A 14,985-nucleotide genomic window follows, 5' to 3' on the forward strand; every position below is an offset into this window, starting at 1 on the left:
ATTTCATGAGACGTTTATTAAAAAGATCAAATACTAATTGGGATATAGACTTAACAAGAAAGATACTTAAAACATATAATTCAATTGCTCCTCTTACAGAGGATGACTTCAAATATGTTTTTTCATATCTAGCATTCCCTCAAAAATATTGGCGCTTATCAAAGGACTATTATAATAACATAAAAAAATGTAATAAATCAATGTTTGTAGAATCTCTTAAGGAAGTTGCACTAGATACTTATGCTCAGGTTAGATTTGTTGAAGAACTTAGAACATTATTAAAAAAAGATTTTCTACTTACTCTATAGGCTTATTTTTATTCAAAAATGGCGTGTATCGAAATAAATTTTACTAAAAAATTATTTTGATATACGCCTTCTTTTATTAACTATTTTTTATATCATTAACTATCAAACCATCCTCAATATTTATTATTCTATGGCATTGAGATGCTATGTTTATATCGTGAGTTACTAAAATTATAGTAGTTCCTCCTTTATTTATATCCTTAAAAATATTCATAACCTCGTTACTTGTTCTTTTATCAAGAGCCCCTGTTGGTTCATCTGCTAGAATAATTTTAGGCTCATTGATCAAAGCTCTAGCTATTGCAATTCTTTGACATTGTCCTCCTGAAAGTTCAGTAGGATATTTATTAAATTTATCTAATAAATCTAACTCTTTTAATATTCCCATTACCTTTTCTTTCTTATTCTTAATCTTTTTATCACTATATTCTAATGGGATTTTTATATTTTCATATACTGTATAATCATTTAATAACTCAAATGACTGAACTACAAATCCTAAATTAGCATTTCTAATTTTAGCAAGTTCCTTCTCACTTGTATCAGTAATTTCTCTACCTTCTAGCTCATAAGAACCAGAGTCAGCGGAATCTAAACACCCTAATATATTTAATAATGTTGTTTTTCCCGAACCTGAAGGTCCCATTATAGCTACAAACTCTCCAGATTTTATAGATAAATTTATATTTCTTAATGCATGTACAATATTTTCGCCCTTTCCATACGTTCTTACTACAGATCTTAGTTTTATTAAATCCATTTCTTATTCCCCTTTTATTAAATAATTTAACTTATATTTTTTTATATAATATATAGGAATCATTGATACTAATATTATAGCTCCAATAATTATTGATATACTTTTAGCAAAAGTTCCATATTGAAATTGAACTACGTCTGTAACAAAATTAACACTATGTAACATCAAATAAGAGTATGCTATTATTGTAGATATAAAAACTAATATAAATTGTTCGATTATAACTCTGAAGCAAATATCACTTATTGTTGCACCATGCATTATATGAATGGAAAATTCCTTTCTTCTATCTAAAACCCTATTACAAAATATAACAACAAATCCTCCAATAGCAAAAATTCCAACAATATAAATAAGTAAAAGATTTAAGTTAATATTATATTTTATCTCTTTAGTAAAAGTATCTATATTTTCATTTGGATCATAAACTGATATTTTAACTTTATTGTTCTTAGCTAAACTTTCTACCTCTTGCTTTACTTCATTAAATTCTCTAGGATCACTATTGTAAACTAAAAAGGCATTACTTACATTTGCATTAATAATATCCTTAGGCATTGGAGTAATAATAAATGTGTTAAGATTTTTAACCCTACTTAAATCATAAACTCCCTTATCTAAAAAAAACTTATTTTCTTCTATAAAGCCTACAACCTTATAGTTAAAATATTTATTTTCTATAATATCACCTATATTAAAAATTCCTTTATAAGCATTTCCTAATACTATTGGAATATATTTATTCTCCCATTCAACAGAATTTAATTGAGAAAACTTTTCAAAATCTTTTAAGTTTCCCTCTGATAAACCTATATTAAAAGTATCAAAAAAATTTGGACTACATTGAAGGGAATAAACAGACTTCATTTCTTCCCCTTGCTCTGACTCTTTAAAATCATTATCTAAAAATTTCTCTATTCCATTAAAATATGGAAGTTTTATTTCCCCTAAAACAGTTGTAACCATGTTAAAATTCTTATCAATATCTAAAGCAAAGTTAGAAAATTTATTTTCATCCTTTTGGTCTTCTAAAAACTCATCAATAGAGTCATACTTTAATGCTATTTGATAAATAGTTTTATTACCTATTATTTCATTCATAGAACTAAGTTTCTCATTTTGATAATTTTTAGATTCAATAATTCTATAAGTCAATATTATAACTAACATTAGCTGTAATATAAGTACAATCTTAAAAAACAAACTATTTTTCAACTCTCTAATAGAGTACTTTAAATTATTCATTTCAGTTTTCCCTTCATTATATTAATAGGTTTCACCTTTTTTGCCTTAAATAAAGGTATTAAAACCGCTATTAAGCCAATAAACATAAATATTATAGTTATAAAAATTATACTTTGATAGTAAACATCAAAAGTAAATTCAGGAAACATATAAATCAAAAGTCTTTTCAATAGTAAATGTAAAGAAACTCCCATTATTAAGGCAATACATATGCTTATTAAATACTGTTTTAATATATGTATTACTATTTTACCATTGCTTGCACCATAAGCTTTTCTTACCCCAATCTCCTTTATACTCTTTTTAATCCAATAATAGATAGCTATTATTAGATTTAAAATTCCTATTATAAAAACTAAAAATAAAATATCTATAAAGTCCTTATATTCATTTAAGGCTTCCTTTAAATTAAAATCTTTCTTTATATCCTCTAATGAAAAACTTGTATTCTTATTTACTGCTAATTTTTTATAATCATTTAAAATATTTTTTAACGCTTCATTATTCTCTATGTTTATTTTCCATGATGAACGAGTGTCTGAAAATTCATCGCTAGATTTTAAGTTAAATAAAAATGTATTATCATATCCAGTTTGCCTCTCACTACTTCCTAAAATACCAATCACCTTAAATTTCTCTTCTCCTATGGTAAAAAATCTCTCATTGTTTTCTTCAAAAACTTCATCTTTAAAATTTACTCCAACTAATGCCACCTTTTCTCCATTTTCTATTTCTTCTTTAGTAAAATCTCTTCCTTCTAATATGGGAAAACTTTTTTGAAAACCATTTTTAAAATATATTCCTCTTCCAAAAATAGTATCATTATTAAGATACTTAGGTAAAGGTTCATACTCTAAATAAATTTGTGAATTATTATAATTATCAACTATCTCACAGACTTCTCTAAAAGTAATATTATTAGAGTCATTAAACTTAAAATATTTTTCAGTTAAGTTTGAAATATTATTTACTTCTTCCTTGTTTTTATAACTTAAAACTAAAATGCTCAAAACAATTGAAAAAGTAAATACTATTAAAGTAAATGTCGTTATTATATATGTTAATTTTTTATATTTTTTAAAACTAATCATTTTTCACCTATTAATAGCTTGTACTATTAAATAGTACAAGCTATTTTCATAATATTATTTAGTATAAGCGTGCAAAAGTTCTTGAACTTCCAGTTGATGTACCAACACTTCCATATGCATTTCTACTTCCCTCTACCCATCCATGATATGATGTTGTTTTAGATGCTCCTGAAACAGTTGTACCCTGAGCTGCACTTACTAAAATACCCTCTGAAAGCATAACCATTGAAGCCCCTAAAATAATACTTTTTTTAATCATAAATACCAATTCCTTTCTTTTTTTATTTTCTATATTTTACATTTTTTATTATACAATAGCTTTTGTGTATGTTTTGTCGCACCATGTCTAAAAATAAAAAAAAACGACTTTTTTCTAAAATATAAATTGTACATAAACTCTTTTAATACATACAAAAAGATGAATTCAAACTAATGAATCCATCTTAACTTTAAATTTATTTTCAATATTTTTTTAATTTAAATTATTATTTATTATCTTTTATTTTTAACTTGTGCTTGTGCAGCTGCAAGTCTTGCTAATGGAACTCTATAAGGTGAACAACTTACGTAATTTAATCCTAAGTTGTGGCAGAATTCAACAGATGAAGGATCTCCACCATGTTCTCCACATATACCTAATTTAATATCAGATCTTGTTGCCTTACCTTTTTCACAAGCAATTCTCATAAGCTCTCCAACGCCTTCTTGGTCTAATTTAGCAAATGGATCTTGCTCATATATTCCTTTTTCATAGTAATCTTTTAAGAATTTAGCTGCATCATCTCTTGAGAATCCAAATGTCATTTGAGTTAAATCATTTGTTCCAAATGAGAAGAAATCAGCCTCTTCTGCTATCTTATCAGCTGTTAAAGCAGCTCTTGGAATTTCAATCATTGTTCCAACCTTATAATCTAATTGAACACCTTTCTCTTCCATTACTGTCTTAGCTGTTTCAACAACTACATTTTTAACATATTTTAATTCTTTTATTTCACCTATTAAAGGAATCATTATTTCAGAAACTATATTGTATCCTTTATTCTTTTTAACTTCTATAGCAGCCTCTATAACAGCTCTTGTTTGCATTTCAGCTATCTCTGGATAAGATACTGCTAAACGACATCCTCTATGTCCCATCATTGGGTTAAATTCATGTAATTCAGCAACTACATTCTTAACCTCAGCTGGACTTACTCCAATTTCTTTAGCTAAAGTATTTATATCCTCCTCTTCGCTTGGTAAGAATTCATGTAAAGGTGGATCTAAAAATCTAATTGTAGCTGGTCTTTCTTCTAGGGCTTCATAAATTCCTATAAAGTCTTCTCTTTGCATTGGTAGAAGTTTTTCTAACGCAACTCTTCTACTATCCTCATTCTTAGCTAAAATCATTTCTCTAACAGCTAAAATTCTATCCTCAGCAAAGAACATATGCTCAGTTCTACATAATCCAATACCTTCTGCACCAAATTCAACAGCTTGTCTAGTATCTCTTGGTGTATCAGCATTAGTTCTAACCTTTAATTTTCTTATTTCATCAGCCCATCCCATAAATGTAGCGAAATGTCCTGTAATTTCAGGAGATACTGTCTTAACTTGTTCAGCATATATGTTTCCTGTTGAACCATCTATTGAGATGTAATCATCAAATGTTAATACTTTTCCATTAACTTCTAAAGTTCTAGCCTCTTCATTAACTTTTAATTCTCCACATCCTGCTACGCAGCAAGTACCCATTCCTCTTGCTACAACTGCCGCATGAGAAGTCATTCCTCCTCTAACAGTTAAGATACCTTCTGAGGCAATCATACCTTCTATATCTTCTGGTGAAGTCTCTAATCTTACTAATACAACCTTTTCACCATTTGCTTTTCTTTCCTTAGCTTCTTCAGCTGTGAAAGCTATTTTACCACATGCAGCTCCTGGTGATGCTGGTAATCCCTTTGCAACTATTTTAGCTTCTTTTAAGCCATCAGATGCAAAGGCAGGGTGAAGTAATGTATCTAATTGTTTAGGCTCAACTTTTAATATAGCCTCTTCCTTAGTTAACATTCCTTCTTCAACTAAATCAACAGCTATTTTTAAAGCTGCTTGAGCAGTTCTCTTACCATTTCTAGTTTGAAGGAAATATAATTTTCCATCTTCTATTGTGAATTCCATGTCTTGCATATCTCTATAATGCTTTTCTAATGTATTAACTATATCTGTAAATTGCTTATATATTTCAGGATTTTGAGCTTCTAAATGACTTATTGGCTCTGGTGTTCTTATACCTGCAACAACATCCTCACCTTGAGCATTCATTAAATACTCACCATATAATTCATTATCCCCATTAGCTGGATTTCTTGAGAATGCAACTCCAGTTCCTGAAGTTTCTCCCTTATTTCCAAATACCATCTCTTGAACGTTAACTGCTGTACCCCATTCTCCTGGAATATCATTTAATCTTCTATAAACAATAGCTCTTGGATTATTCCATGATCTAAATACAGCTGTAACTGCTTCTATAAGTTGTTCTTTTGGATTACATGGGAAATCTTCTCCCTTTTCCTTCTTATAAAGCGCTTTAAATTTTACTACTAAATCTTTTAAATCCTCTGCTGTTAAATCAGTATCTATTTTATAACCCTTTTCTTCCTTAACTTCATCTAATAAATCTTCAAAAAGTCTTTTTTCAACACCCATTACAACATCAGCAAACATTTGGATAAATCTTCTATATGAATCATAAGCAAATCTTGGATTATTTGTTAATTTAGCCATAGCTTCTACTGATTCATCATTTAATCCAAGGTTCAGAATTGTATCCATCATACCTGGCATTGAAACTCTTGCTCCTGATCTAACTGATACTAATAATGGATTTTCAAGAGAACCAAACTTTTTGCCAGTTATTTTTTCTAACTCAAACATTTTATTTTCAATCTCTTCAATAATATCTTGAGAAATCTTTTTGTCATCTTCATAATACTTGTTACATGCTTCAGTTGTTACTGTAAATCCTTGTGGAACTGGTATTCCTAAAATAGTCATCTCGGATAAGTTAGCACCTTTTCCACCTAATAAATTTTTCATACTTGCGTTACCTTCATTAAAAAGATAAACATACTGCTTTTTTTCCATCTCAATACTCCTCCGTTCAATACTATAATTGAATTTTTATATACTAACAGAGTATTACCCCCGATAGTTACCCATTTAATCTTTCTTTTTAACCATAATTTTAATTTTCTCCAAGCTTAACAAATAACTTGGTTATGTTAGTCTTAGAAATTTTTCCTATGATCTCTAATCTCTCTTTTCCTTCATTTTCTTCAATTCTTTTTACAACTGGTACGGAGTCTATTTCATGTTCTATTATCTTTTTTGCTACATCAAAAGCGCAATCTTCCTCTATAGCACATACTATGTTAGGCATTCTTGTCATTATAACACCAACAGGAACTTTATAAATATCTGTTCCTCCTATAGCGACTTTTAAAAAGTCTTTTCTGGAAACAGCTCCTGTTAGAACTCCTCCATTTTCTACAAACATAGTTCCTACATCATTCAAAAATAGATGCACTATAGCATCATGAAGCATAGTTTCTTCACATACTGTAACCGGTTTAGACATTATGTCTTTAACCTTTATATTCTTTATTTTTTCATAGATGAAACTGTTCGAAGGTTTGTCTGAATACACATACCCAACCTTTGGTCTTGCATCTAATACCCCAAGCATTGTAAGTATTGCAAGATCTGGTCTTAAAGCTGCTCTTGTAACCCCTAACTTTCCTGCTAAAACTTCTGAAGTTATTGGTTGACCTTCTTTTACAAGTCTAACTATTTCTTCCTGCCTCGGTGTTAATTTCAATTTGAATGCTCCTTCCTTAAATAAACTAGGAACAAAAAGGAATTTTTATATTAAAATGACTTTTTATATATTAATTGTAACACAACTTAAATCTTTTTAGTATAGCAAATTTTCTGAAAAATCATTCAAATCTGATAACTATCACTTGAAATCATACTGTTTTTCCTTTTTATTCCATTTTCCTATATTTTGCATTTATTGCTAGTCAACATCATCAAATTTCACTGTATATGTAAAACTTGTTTCATTTTCTAACTTATTATGTTTATGAAATTTGTTTATTTTATTCTCATTTGTTTTTCCATTTTCTATTTTTTCTTTCATATCATTTGCTAAATTAAAAGCTTTTTTCTTTAACCCAGATGCTTTTCCTTTAATATCATTAGCTGCATTTTTAACTATCTTATTAACAATCTCAACACTTCCATCAGCCTTAGTTATTTCTATTGTAATCTTCGTTGCAATAGCGGCTACAACACTAATAGCTAATATACTTGGGAATATTACAGCAATAGTCCCTGCAGCTATTCCTGCATTAACTGGTATATCAGTTAATACTTTATCATCTTTAAGAATTCTTACTCTAGATACATTTCCCTTATCAATTAAATCCTTTAAGAATTTTTTTATATCTTCAAAACTTTCTGCTTTTTCTTCCATTACATTTTCTTCAAGTTTAATTTCTTCTTCTCTTTTTTTCTCAATATATATTAATGCATTAACAACATCACCGTCACAAGCTTCTAATGCCTCTTTAGCTTCTGCATAAGTAGCATATGTCCTCTCTATTACTTGATCTACTTTTTCTAATGTTATTTCACTCATGTAAATCACTCCTTTATAAACTTTAACATTTCTAAACTTTTAGGTTTTCTTGAATATACAGAAGATATTATAAAACTAGTAACATTAAAAAGCTCTGCCTTAACCTCTTCTGTTAATGTTAATCTATATACTTTATCCAAAGAAGTATTATTTAAGAATCTTAAAGCATTATATGTAGCTTTATTTATATAAAGCCCATGTTCCTTAGGACATTTATCACAAACGCCTCCAAAATATCTTAAACTAATGTAGTTTGAAACACTTAATTTATTTTTACAAAATACACAATTATCAAATCTTAATCCATACCCAGTGTATTTTAATAATTTAAGCTCAAAAGCTCTTATTAATAGTTCATAACTTATAGCCTCAGTATTTAACAAATAGAGACAGGTTATAAACTCCTTATATAAATTAAAATTTTCTTCTTCATCCTGTAGTGATATATCAATAAGCTCACATAAGTAAGATGCATAAGTAAGCTTTTCTAGGTCAGTTAAAGATGTCTGAAAAGAATTTCTTATTTTTCCTTCAGATAACCTATATAAACCCTTTCCCTTGAATAATAAATAATCGCCATAGCACAAAGGGTGCGTTAATGAAAAGAGTTTACTTTTACTCTTCTTTGCACCCTTAGCTATAACTGTTATCTTCCCCATTTTCTCGGTAAAAATCCAAAGCAATTTATCATTCTCTTTATAATCTTGAGCCTTAATGATAACTCCACCACTCTCTATAAGTGCCAGAAGCTATCCCTCCTATTTAAGTTTTTTATAACCTAATTCCTTTAATAGTGAAGTATTATCTCTCCACTCTTTTCTAACTTTTACCCATATTTTTATATTTACTTTTGCTCTTAAGAATCTTTCCAATTCATATCTAGCTGTAGAACCAATTTTCTTAAGTGTTTGACCATTTTTCCCAATTATTATTCCTTTATGAGATGCTTTTTCACATATTAAATCTACTTCTATGTTATACTTACCATTATCATCTTGTTTCATTTGTATAACATCTACAGCAATACCATGAGGAACTTCTTGACTTAAATTTTTAAGAGCTTTTTCTCTAACTATCTCTGCCACAACAAATCTTTCTTGAACATCTGTTATCATGTCATCTGGATAGTATTTAGGCCCCTCTGGTAAATATTTAATCATAATATCTAAAAGTTTATCTGTGTTTTTACCTTTCATAGCTGATATTGGAATCATTTCTGCAAAGTCATATTCTTTTGAGAATAATTCTAAAGTTCTAGCAACCTTTTCCGGTGAACTTTCATCAATTTTATTTAATACGAATATAACAGGAGCTTTTTGATTTTTAAGCTGTTCTATTATAAACTTATCACCTCTACCAATTTCATCACATGGATTACTTAAAAACAATACTAAGTCTACATCCTTTATAGAATCTGTAGCACTATTTACCATATATTCTCCTAATTTATGTTTAGGCTTATGTATTCCTGGAGTATCAACGAAAATCATTTGATAGTCATCTCCAGTTAATATTGTTTGAATGTTATTTCTTGTTGTTTGTGGTTTATTAGAAACAATTGAAAGTTTCTCTCCCATCAATAAGTTTATTAATGTTGACTTACCTACATTAGGTCTACCAACAATTGTTATAAATCCTGATTTAAACATATTTCCTCCTATTTTTCTAAGTCACTTTTAGTAAAAGATCCAGGTAAAATTTCACCTAATGTTGTCTCTATATAATCATCTTCACTTTTTACTATAAATATTTTTATATCTTTATCTTCTGCAAACTCTACTATTACTTGTCTGCATATACCACATGGGTATGTGTATGAATTTAAATCTCCTACTAAAGCCATAGCTTTTAAAACTCTTGCTCCTTCTGAAACTCCTTTAAATATAGCAGTTCTCTCAGCACAGTTTGTTGCTCCAAATGATGCATTTTCAACATTGCATCCTGTATATATTTTACCATCTTCAAATAAAGCAGCAGCACCTACCTTAAAATTTGAATATGGACAATATGCTAATTCTCTTGCCTCTAAAGCTTTTTTTATAAGTTCTTTTTTCATAATAATTCATCCTCCATCATAAAATCTAGACACTAAAAATTTATCAACTAAATATTTTAAAAATTAAAATTGTTATAAGCGTTCCTAATATTGCTCCTGCAATAACTTCCCATATACTATGGACTTCTGAATCCACTCTGCTCTGGGCCGTTATTAAAGCCATTAAATAACTAAGTATAATTATAATATGAGAATTACTCATAAGTGATATAATCGTAGCTATGGAAAAGGCTATAGCACTATGTCCCGAAGGCATTCCACCCTTCAATGGAGTTCCTTCTCCAAAATAAGCCTTTGCAGCAACCACAACTATGCATACTATAGCTAATACAATAAATATAATATAAGGCTCTGTCGCCTTTACTCTATCCATAATTCTAAAAGTTACATTGGTAAGTTCATTCCAAAATATAATATACCCTACTAAGACAGCATTTATTGCAGTTATAAGTACTGCCCCAGCCGCTGTATTCTTAGCTACTTTAGCTAAAGGATGATAGTAATTTGTACTTAAATCTATAGCGCTTTCTATGGCAGTATTAACTAATTCTGCTGCTATTACCATAGTTATTGTTATTGCCAATATTATAAACTCTATCTTGCTTATATCATAAACAAAACAAGCTGATAATATAATCAAAGCTACTATAAAATGTATTCTCATATTTCTTTGAGTTCTTAAGGCATATATTATACCATCTATTGCATAATTAAAGCTATCAATAAGTTTTCTTACCTTCATAATATTCTCCTAAAACATTCTCATACATTAGCTTTCTCTTGTTATATTTAACTTACCAAGTAACTCCTCTTCTCTTGCTCTCATTCTGGATTTTTCTTTCTCATCCATATGATCATAGCCTAAAAGGTGCAAAACTGAGTGAGTTACTAAGTAGCAAGCTTCTCTCTCAAATGAGTGATTAAACTCAATACTTTGTTCTTTAGTTCTTTCTAAAGATAAAACTATATCTCCTAAAATAAGTTCATTTCCATCAAAGTAGCATTTATCAAATTCATGCTCTAAATAAACATCTTTATAAACTTTATCCTCTGGATAATCAATCATTGGAAATGATAAAACGTCAGTCGCTCTATCTATTCCTCTAGTTTCATTGTTTATTTCTCTAATTTCTTCGTTATCTACAAAGACTAAAGAAACTTCACAATCCTCTTTAACTTTTTCTTCTTTTAGTACAAAAGAAATAACTTCTTCTAACTTCTTAATTAATTCTTCTGTAACCTGAAATTTATTCTGTCTATTGTCTATAAATATCATTTTATTTTTTCTCCTTCTTGTTATCATCTGGATATTCTATTCTTTCATGATGTATTCCATTTAATGCCTTTAGAAAACATTTTTTTATCTTACTTATGTCTCTAAGAGTAAGATCACAATTGTCTAGTTGTCCAGTTGCTAACTTATCATCAATAATATTATTGACCATTTTTTCAATTTTCTCTTCAGTTGGTTCATTGATTGATCTTACAGCTGCTTCTGTTGAATCTGCTAACATGACAATTCCTTGTTCTTTGCTCATAGGTTTTGGTCCTGGATATTTAAAATCCTCTTCCTTAACCTCATCTGGATTTTCAGAGTTATTTTTTACTGTTAAATAAAAATATTTAACTAAAGTATCTCCATGATGTGTAACTATAAAATCATGTATAGTCTTAGGCAAGTTATATTCCTTAGCTAATTCTGATCCATCTTTAACATGAGATATTATTATTTTACTACTTACTTCTGGTTTTAACCTATCATGTGGATTTTTCTTTCCAAATTGATTTTCTCTAAAGAAATATGGTCTCTTAGTTTTACCAACATCATGATAATAAGCTCCTATTCTAGCTAATAATGGATTTCCTCCAACTTGCTCAGCAGCTAACTCTGCTAAGTTTGCTACTAAAATACTATGATGATATGTTCCTGGAGCCTCCATAAGTAATTTTTTAAGTAATGGATTATTAGGATTAGATAATTCTAATAATTTAGCATTAGTTACTATATCAAATGTTGACTCAAAAAATGGTAAAACGCCTATTGTAAGTATTCCAGAAAGCACAGCCCCTGCCGCTGCAAATGTGCTATCTGCAAGTATTTCCATAAAGTTATTAGTTGTTAAAGTACCAACACTAAAAGTTAATATTGAACTTAAAACAGCAACAGTTATTGAAGAATATAATATATCATTTCTCTGTTGCATTTTTCTTAATAATGTTCCTCCTAAAACAACATTTAAAATAGCAAGTACTATTATATTAGGATTAAATCCTACTGCTCCTCCTATTAAAATTACATTTAACATACTAAATACTAGTGATATTTTGTAATTTAATAGAAGTGTTATAAGCATAGGCATACATGCCAGTGGTATTATATAATTTGACATCACACCAAAAAGTCTAGCCAATATTACTGGGAATACATTTAATATACTTATCATAACTATTTTGGAAAACTCTTTATTTATATTAGGATAATATTTATGTATGTATCCATATTGAAGATACATAACGATCATTACTAAAACTCCTAAAGCAATATAAATATATATTCCTGAAGCTGAATCACTTAATAATCCTAAAGTTCCTAAAAGCTCTAGTTGGTGTGCTGTAACTGGCTCACCTTCACTTACTACTATTTGATTTTTCTTTATCATAACTGGTGGAACTTGCTTTAATGTTTCTTTTATCAATTCATTAGTTTTTTCTTTATCATAGAAAAAGTTTGGTTCTACTACACTAACAAAATTTAATGCAATATCTTTCTCTGAATCACTTAAACCACTGGAAGATATAAAATCTGTATATTCTTTTTTTGCATCTTTTAAATCCTGATCATTTCCATCTTCAATTGGCGCCTCATACGCCTTGTTTAAAGCCTCTATACATACGCTTTCTAATTTCTTAATACTTTGCTCATTCATTGAAGCAATTTTATTTGCCTGTACATCTGTTATTTTAAATGGAACTCTAGGAATAAGTTTAGTCTTTTCTTCTTCTGACTTATCTTGAGCTAAAACTTTTTCAACTGTAGCAAAATAATCTTTTATTTTTTCTTCACTTTGCTTTTGAACATCTGTCCTTAAAGAATATTGTTTATCAACCTTTTCTTCAGCTTCCTTTTTTCTTGCTTCAGTAGCTGATTCATCAATAATTTCTCTATGTGCCTTAATGTCAGACTTAGGTATATCTCCTACTTTTAAATCGTACTTTCTGGTTATTATACCAGTCATCAAAGTACAATATAAAACTATAAAGGTTATTATATATAAGATTATTTTTTTATAATCTTTAAATATACTAAATATTTTTTCCTTTAATTTCCCCATAATTACTCATCTTCTCCTAATTAAGTCCTACTTTATCTAGTAACTTAAAGCTATATTTTGTTCTACTACAAAAAGAACCTTTAATCTAATTTTTCCTTCTCCCAAATCATCAGTTGTAATTATATTATCAACTATTTTGGATTGTTTACTTATCTCTTTGTTTATTGAGTTTTTCATCAACTCAACAGCTTTATTTATTATAGTTTCCTTATTTTCAACTATATCTTTATCTACTTTCTCATAGTATAAATTTCTATTTATGAACTTTCCTGTACTTTCTATTTTATCATACTTATCAAACTCTTTAGTAGGCTTTTTTAGATAAATTTTCTTCCTCATTATTTCTAAGTAAATATCACTGTCCAACTCTCCTGTTCTCTCCTCTTTTTTACCCTCAACTTGTAATTCTATAGTCTTTTCATAAAAAGTATTAGCCTTAACCTCTCCTTTAGCATCAACTTCATATTCACCGCCTTCTATCCCTTGCTTTGGTATTATAAGAACATCTCCCTTTTTAACAAAATCTCCTTCCTTTACAATAGCCATACCTGAAGTTGTGTATATTCTCTTTATTTCCCCATCCATAGATGCCACTATGTTCTTAAACTCTTTATTCTCATTTTCTTCTTTTATTTTTGGACTAACCTTTTCCTCAACCTTTATTTTTAAAGTTCCACCCTCTATACGAGCATTTACCCACATTATGTCTCCATGTCCATTTTCTAATTTTCTTTCTAATCCATATACATTTACACTACTTTTCTTAACTCCTGGTTTAATATCAAAGTCATTTAACATGATCCTTATTTCAAAAGGCGCTATATTTTTCTTAGTTTCTATATCTATTCGCCATATAAAACCAGAATAAACATATAATCCTGCTAAGAATATTAAAACTCCTACAAATATACTTATAGACTTTTTAGCCCTAGATAAGAAAAATATCATTCCCTTTGATGATACTATTTTAATCTTTCCATTAAGCCTTTTAACATAGCTTTTTAATTTTCTATAGTCAGAATAATCTACATTTAAAGTTATAGTTACTACATCTATTTTCTTTACATTTTCAACATTTATACCATTTCTCCATAAAACATTTAAAAGTTTATTTATATCGAAAGTTTTTATTTCAACTTTTACTTGTCCTTTTTTTAAAAACTCCAAATTCATCTTATGCCTCCTCAAAACTTAAATTCTTAAGCCTTCCTGTTAATGCAATAGTTTCAGTACCTATAAATCTTATCTCTAATCTTACTCCTTCAATTGTAATAACGCCTAAATTACTATTAATTTTAATTTCATTTTCCTTAAAAACCTCTATTCCCTTATGATTTTCTATAATAATTTCACTTTTTCCATGTACAACTATTTTAGGCTCACCAGTTATTATCTCTTTAGGTAAATCTAATTCCTCAGCAATTTTATTAGTTACCTGTCTTAATTTATCACCCACAACTATACCTCCCATAAAATATTTTCATACTAAATCTATGAAAATTTATATTTTTT

Annotated in this window: 16 protein-coding genes; 1 reads left to right on the top strand and 15 read right to left on the bottom strand. The window is 28.6% G+C overall.

The annotated features are described in order from the left end of the window. Positions 1 to 308 (top strand): YutH/CotS family kinase-like spore coat protein (locus Q1J60_RS05110; RefSeq protein WP_498038025.1); only part of this gene is annotated, 308 nt, incomplete at its 5' end. A 76-nt stretch (positions 309 to 384) separates the two neighbouring features. Here Q1J60_RS05110 and Q1J60_RS05115 read toward each other — a convergent pair. The 15 genes from Q1J60_RS05115 to yqfC form a co-directional block, all read right to left on the bottom strand. Continuing rightward, complete coding sequence (locus tag Q1J60_RS05115; protein ID WP_011592846.1) at positions 385 to 1,068, bottom strand: ABC transporter ATP-binding protein; 684 nt, start codon at positions 1,066 to 1,068, stop codon at positions 385 to 387. A gap of 3 nt (positions 1,069 to 1,071) precedes the next feature. Next, positions 1,072 to 2,313: an FtsX-like permease family protein gene (locus Q1J60_RS05120; RefSeq protein ID WP_242366163.1), complete on the bottom strand. Its 1,242-nt coding sequence runs from the start codon at positions 2,311 to 2,313 to the stop codon at positions 1,072 to 1,074. Next, the gene (locus Q1J60_RS05125; RefSeq protein ID WP_300259248.1) at positions 2,310 to 3,404 is read right to left on the bottom strand and encodes an ABC transporter permease; all 1,095 of its coding nucleotides are present in this window, start codon (positions 3,402 to 3,404) and stop codon (positions 2,310 to 2,312) included. Before Q1J60_RS05125 ends, Q1J60_RS05120 begins: the two co-directional genes overlap by 4 nt. Before the next feature lie 58 nt (positions 3,405 to 3,462). Further along, positions 3,463 to 3,663, bottom strand: coding sequence for a hypothetical protein (locus Q1J60_RS05130; protein ID WP_300259249.1), 201 nt, complete (start codon positions 3,661 to 3,663; stop codon positions 3,463 to 3,465). 233 nt (positions 3,664 to 3,896) lie between these two features. Beyond that, positions 3,897 to 6,527 (bottom strand): pyruvate, phosphate dikinase, encoded by a 2,631-nt coding sequence (gene ppdK, locus Q1J60_RS05135; RefSeq protein ID WP_300259251.1) that lies wholly within the window; start codon positions 6,525 to 6,527, stop codon positions 3,897 to 3,899. A gap of 100 nt (positions 6,528 to 6,627) precedes the next feature. Further along, on the bottom strand, positions 6,628 to 7,260 hold the full coding sequence (gene ccpN / locus Q1J60_RS05140) for a transcriptional regulator CcpN (protein ID WP_300259253.1): 633 nt from the start codon (positions 7,258 to 7,260) through the stop codon (positions 6,628 to 6,630). Between the two features lie 201 nt (positions 7,261 to 7,461). Beyond that, positions 7,462 to 8,085, bottom strand: a complete 624-nt coding sequence (locus Q1J60_RS05145) for a DUF4342 domain-containing protein (protein WP_300259255.1) — start codon at positions 8,083 to 8,085, stop codon at positions 7,462 to 7,464. 5 nt (positions 8,086 to 8,090) lie between these two features. Continuing rightward, the gene (gene recO, locus Q1J60_RS05150; protein WP_300259312.1) at positions 8,091 to 8,822 is read right to left on the bottom strand and encodes a DNA repair protein RecO; all 732 of its coding nucleotides are present in this window, start codon (positions 8,820 to 8,822) and stop codon (positions 8,091 to 8,093) included. A 21-nt stretch (positions 8,823 to 8,843) separates the two neighbouring features. After that, positions 8,844 to 9,734, bottom strand: coding sequence for a GTPase Era (gene era / locus Q1J60_RS05155; RefSeq protein ID WP_300259257.1), 891 nt, complete (start codon positions 9,732 to 9,734; stop codon positions 8,844 to 8,846). Positions 9,735 to 9,742: 8 nt separating this feature from the next. Then, the gene (locus tag Q1J60_RS05160) at positions 9,743 to 10,141 is read right to left on the bottom strand and encodes a cytidine deaminase (RefSeq protein WP_300259259.1); all 399 of its coding nucleotides are present in this window, start codon (positions 10,139 to 10,141) and stop codon (positions 9,743 to 9,745) included. Between the two features lie 43 nt (positions 10,142 to 10,184). Next, the gene (locus Q1J60_RS05165) at positions 10,185 to 10,883 is read right to left on the bottom strand and encodes a diacylglycerol kinase (protein WP_300259261.1); all 699 of its coding nucleotides are present in this window, start codon (positions 10,881 to 10,883) and stop codon (positions 10,185 to 10,187) included. Positions 10,884 to 10,910: 27 nt separating this feature from the next. After that, positions 10,911 to 11,417, bottom strand: coding sequence for an rRNA maturation RNase YbeY (gene ybeY / locus Q1J60_RS05170; protein WP_300259263.1), 507 nt, complete (start codon positions 11,415 to 11,417; stop codon positions 10,911 to 10,913). Between the two features lies 1 nt (position 11,418). Beyond that, complete coding sequence (locus Q1J60_RS05175) at positions 11,419 to 13,473, bottom strand: HD family phosphohydrolase (protein WP_300259265.1); 2,055 nt, start codon at positions 13,471 to 13,473, stop codon at positions 11,419 to 11,421. Positions 13,474 to 13,509: 36 nt separating this feature from the next. Further along, entirely contained in the window at positions 13,510 to 14,646 is a 1,137-nt protein-coding gene (gene yqfD / locus Q1J60_RS05180) for a sporulation protein YqfD (protein WP_300259266.1), read from the bottom strand. A gap of 1 nt (position 14,647) precedes the next feature. Next, on the bottom strand, positions 14,648 to 14,929 hold the full coding sequence (gene yqfC, locus Q1J60_RS05185) for a sporulation protein YqfC (protein ID WP_300259268.1): 282 nt from the start codon (positions 14,927 to 14,929) through the stop codon (positions 14,648 to 14,650). Positions 14,930 to 14,985 lie beyond the last annotated feature (56 nt).

It is taken from the genome of Clostridium sp., assembly GCF_029258205.1.
In the GTDB taxonomy this organism is placed as follows: Bacteria; Bacillota; Clostridia; order Clostridiales; family Clostridiaceae; genus Sarcina.

Excerpts from the sequence above, each read along its gene's own strand:
- Q1J60_RS05120 (WP_242366163.1), bottom strand. The coding sequence starts at position 2,313 with ATGAATAATTTAAAGTACTCTATTAGAGAGTTGAAAAATAGTTTGTTT.
- ppdK (WP_300259251.1), bottom strand. The coding sequence starts at position 6,527 with ATGGAAAAAAAGCAGTATGTTTATCTTTTTAATGAAGGTAACGCAAGT.
- Q1J60_RS05165 (WP_300259261.1), bottom strand. The coding sequence starts at position 10,883 with ATGAAGGTAAGAAAACTTATTGATAGCTTTAATTATGCAATAGATGGT.
- Q1J60_RS05125 (WP_300259248.1), bottom strand. The coding sequence starts at position 3,404 with ATGATTAGTTTTAAAAAATATAAAAAATTAACATATATAATAACGACA.
- Q1J60_RS05160 (WP_300259259.1), bottom strand. The coding sequence starts at position 10,141 with ATGAAAAAAGAACTTATAAAAAAAGCTTTAGAGGCAAGAGAATTAGCA.
- era (WP_300259257.1), bottom strand. The coding sequence starts at position 9,734 with ATGTTTAAATCAGGATTTATAACAATTGTTGGTAGACCTAATGTAGGT.
- Q1J60_RS05145 (WP_300259255.1), bottom strand. The coding sequence starts at position 8,085 with ATGAGTGAAATAACATTAGAAAAAGTAGATCAAGTAATAGAGAGGACA.
- Q1J60_RS05130 (WP_300259249.1), bottom strand. The coding sequence starts at position 3,663 with ATGATTAAAAAAAGTATTATTTTAGGGGCTTCAATGGTTATGCTTTCA.
- ybeY (WP_300259263.1), bottom strand. The coding sequence starts at position 11,417 with ATGATATTTATAGACAATAGACAGAATAAATTTCAGGTTACAGAAGAA.
- Q1J60_RS05115 (WP_011592846.1), bottom strand. The coding sequence starts at position 1,068 with ATGGATTTAATAAAACTAAGATCTGTAGTAAGAACGTATGGAAAGGGC.
- yqfD (WP_300259266.1), bottom strand. The coding sequence starts at position 14,646 with ATGAATTTGGAGTTTTTAAAAAAAGGACAAGTAAAAGTTGAAATAAAA.
- Q1J60_RS05175 (WP_300259265.1), bottom strand. The coding sequence starts at position 13,473 with ATGGGGAAATTAAAGGAAAAAATATTTAGTATATTTAAAGATTATAAA.